This window comes from Rhizobium sp. 01T417 (assembly GCF_056398905.1).
This window is the reverse complement of sequence record NZ_JBFTQH010000085.1, coordinates 1-3,264: the sequence shown is the minus strand read 5'-3', so window position 1 is coordinate 3,264 and position 3,264 is coordinate 1. Positions and strand designations below refer to the sequence as shown.

Sequence of the window (3,264 nt, the reverse complement as noted above, 5' to 3'; positions counted from 1 at the left end):
GGATAACCCTCAGACGCTGAACCGTCCTTCTGTTCCTCGGTAAGCGTTGCGCCAGGCCAGCGTCCTTCGCTGACCGTGCTTCGAATGACGTCGGCCAGCACTATCCGCGTCGCCAGTGCGGCGGGTGACAGTTCACCTTCACTAAGGCTTGTGAGAATGTTCTCGCGTTGAGCCGCCTCGTCGTCGAACTGCACCCTACTCAGTTCGGCATGCGCCTCTGGCCCCAACAGCGATCCGGGTTGGATTGTTACGCCCATGCCTGCCCCGACTGCGCGCATAAGCAGACTCAGTCCGTCAATCTCGGCCACGACATTCGGCTCTACCTTCGCATGCTCGAAACATCGTGTGAGCAGAGATCGCAAGCCGTGCGATCCACTTGGGAGGATGAGGGGGAGCGTCGCCGCTTGACTGATGGTGGCGTTCTCCCCGAATGGGATACCGAGCATGCCAGGCAAACCGATCAGGAACAGCTTCTCTTTTAGAAGCCGAACCCTGCTCCAGCGCTGGGAGGGCTCTTCACGAAAGAGCACAGCGAGGTCAATTTGACGCGCGCTCAGCATAGTCGAGAGATAGCCCGAGAGACTTTCGACGATCCGAACTTTGACGTCAGGGTAGCGACTGCGCATCGCCTGCATGAATCGCACGCCAACTATTCCCGCCGTGCTCTGGGCAAGACCTACGCTCACATAGCCCGTGAGTCGAGCATGTCTGGCCGCAGTGGCGGCTGCATCAGCGTGCCGCAGCGCAAGCTGTGCCTGGCGCCAGAACGCAAGACCGGCATCAGTCGGCACAACACCCGTCGAGGTTCTCTGCAACAAGCGAGTGYAAAGTTCACCTTCAAGTCGACTGATCTGTTGGCTCAACGCCGACGTGACCAACCCGAGTTCGAGAGCCGCCTTTCCCATGCTTCGGTGCTCAATCACACTCACGAAGTAGCGCAGTTGTCTAAGTTCCATCGGTGCTCGCTATGCGAATGGTGCGGACGTTAGCAGAGCCGCCTGGAGCGAACTTGGGGACGGAGGGAACACACACCACGACCCGTCACCATGTCGAAAGAACCAGATGGAGTGCAGCGCTGATGCCCGTTCGAACTGAACCTCGACGCAGCCGGTTCCCTGGATTGGATGACGGCCCCGAATGATGCGTGTCGCGGCGGGGTCGCCGCCTCCAATCCATTTCTCGAACAAGGATCTCAGCGAGAGTTGCGCATCTTTCATGGTCGCTCCAGTGTGAGGGGGGCGCGCTCGCCATCGGCGACGCATTGCCCTCGCTTCGCTTTTAGATCTCCACCATCTCGAAATCGCTCTTGCCGACTGCGCACTCSGGGCAGCGCCARTCRTCCGGAATKTCTTCCCAGCGCGTGCCGGGGGGAATGCCATCGTTCGGCATACCTTCGGCTTCGTCGTACATAAAGCCACACAGCGCGCATTGCCAAACCTTGAATTCCACTGCCTCGCCCACCGACTCATCCGACCCTACTTGAACGTCTTCCACAACTACTCTCCTTTCCTTCGATACCGGGACTGCTACCAGCGGCACACCAGCCACTGCACCCCGGAGAACACATGGTGCTGCGCGATGCACCGGACAGAGACTCGCAGCACAACCACAGTTCCGATGCTATCATGCGTTCTAGTGGCTAGCATAGATTCCACTGAATGGAACTGCAAGGCGATTTTTCGAGAAGTGTTGAGGAGGGCAAAAAATGAGTGTCAAAGGCAAGGCTTGTATCGTCGGCGCATACGAGCACCCCTTGCGCAAGGCGCCGTCGCACTCGGTGGCGCAGTTGCATGCCGAAGCAGCGAAAGGCGCGGTCGAGGATGCAGGACTCACGCGCGAGGACATCGACGGGTACTTTTGCGCCGGGGATGCCCCCGGGGCGAATGTTTGGTCAATGGCCAACTACCTGAACCTGAACAAGCTGCGCCACGTCGATTCGACCGACATGGGTGGTTGCTCGTATCTCGCCCATGTGGCACACGCGGCAGAGGCAATCGCCGCGGGCAAGTGCAATGTCGCGCTCATCACGCTGGCAGGAAGGCCGAACTCGGAAGGGATCTCAGGGACTCAGGTGCGCGTACGCGGCGTCAATATGCCGGAGGCGCCCTTTGAGATGCCTTACAACCCCGTCACGCTCAATTTGTATGCCATGTGCGCCATGCTTCATATGCACAAGTTCGGCACAACGAGTGAACAGCTTGCCTGGGTCAAGGTGGCAGCCTCCAACCATGCTCAGCACAACGCGAATGCGATGCTGCGGAATCTCGTCACCGTGGATGAAGTGCTCGCGTCGCCGCTCATCGCAGATCCGCTGCACCGGCTCGATTCGTGTGTCGTCAGCGATGGTGGGGGCGCCATCATCGTGGCCCGCCCCGAAGTTGCAAAGTCACTCCGGAGGCCGGTCGTGAAGGTGATTGGCAGCGCCGAAACTACCAAGCATCAGATGGGCGGAGAAATCGATCTCACTTACACCGGCGCCGCATGGACGGGACCTCGAGCATTTGAGGAAGCGGGCGTCCGTCCCGCGGATATTCAGTATGCATCCATCTACGACAGCTTCACGATCACCGTTGTGCTTCAGCTAGAAGATCTCGGATTCTGCGAGAAAGGCGCCGGTGGAAGGTTTGTTGCCGACGGCAACCTGATTTCGGGCGTCGGAAAACTGCCATTCAACACTGACGGGGGTGGGCTGTGTAACAACCACCCTGCCAACCGCGGTGGGATCACGAAGATCATCGAAGCCGTGCGTCAGCTCCGGGGCGAAGCGCATCCGAGCGTACAAGTCCCTGACTGCAGGCTGGCCCTTGCAACCGGCATCGGTGGCGCCATCGGTTCCCGGCACGGCGCCGCGACACTCATCCTCGAACGGGAGTAAAGACATGTCGACTATCCCTGCAGATCGAAAGATTTCTGATCCCGCCCTGAATCCTGGGGACGAGCCATATTTCGAGGCAGCTTCCAGGGGCGAACTCTTGGTCAAGGCCTGCAACGGTTGCGGCAAAGTCCACCACTACCCCCGCGCCATCTGCCCCTTCTGCTGGAGCGCCGACGTAAATTGGTCGCAGTCGAGCGGAAGAGGAAAAATCTACACATACAGCGTGACTCGCCGTGGTGCCGGTGCCCCCTACTGCATTGCCTACGTAACACTGGACGAGGGGCCCACCTTGATGACAAACATCGTGGACACCGACCTGGACGACGTGAAGATCGGCCAACGCGTTAGCGTCGTCTTCAAGCTATCGGAGAACGGAACCTCCATACCGA

The 3,264-nt window shown here is 59.4% G+C and carries 4 protein-coding genes; 2 read left to right on the top strand and 2 right to left on the bottom strand.

Translation table 11 applies throughout. The features are described from left to right. Window positions 1-905, bottom strand: a 905-nt coding sequence (locus AC1DPR_RS31420; protein WP_477817956.1) for a LysR family transcriptional regulator, incomplete at its 3' end; no start/stop codon positions are given. Between the two features lie 373 nt (window positions 906-1,278). Then, window positions 1,279-1,494 carry a rubredoxin gene (locus AC1DPR_RS31415; RefSeq protein WP_477817955.1) on the bottom strand — a complete coding sequence of 72 codons (216 nt, stop codon included), beginning with the start codon at window positions 1,492-1,494 and terminating at the stop codon, window positions 1,279-1,281. A 211-nt stretch (window positions 1,495-1,705) separates the two neighbouring features. On the opposite strand from AC1DPR_RS31415, the gene AC1DPR_RS31410 reads away from it, so the two are divergent. Both AC1DPR_RS31410 and AC1DPR_RS31405 read left to right on the top strand, forming a co-directional pair. Then, entirely contained in the window at window positions 1,706-2,875 is a 1,170-nt protein-coding gene (locus AC1DPR_RS31410; protein WP_477106136.1) for a thiolase domain-containing protein, read from the top strand. A gap of 4 nt (window positions 2,876-2,879) precedes the next feature. Further along, the coding region (locus AC1DPR_RS31405; RefSeq protein WP_477817954.1) for a Zn-ribbon domain-containing OB-fold protein at window positions 2,880-3,264 on the top strand (385 nt) is incomplete at its 3' end.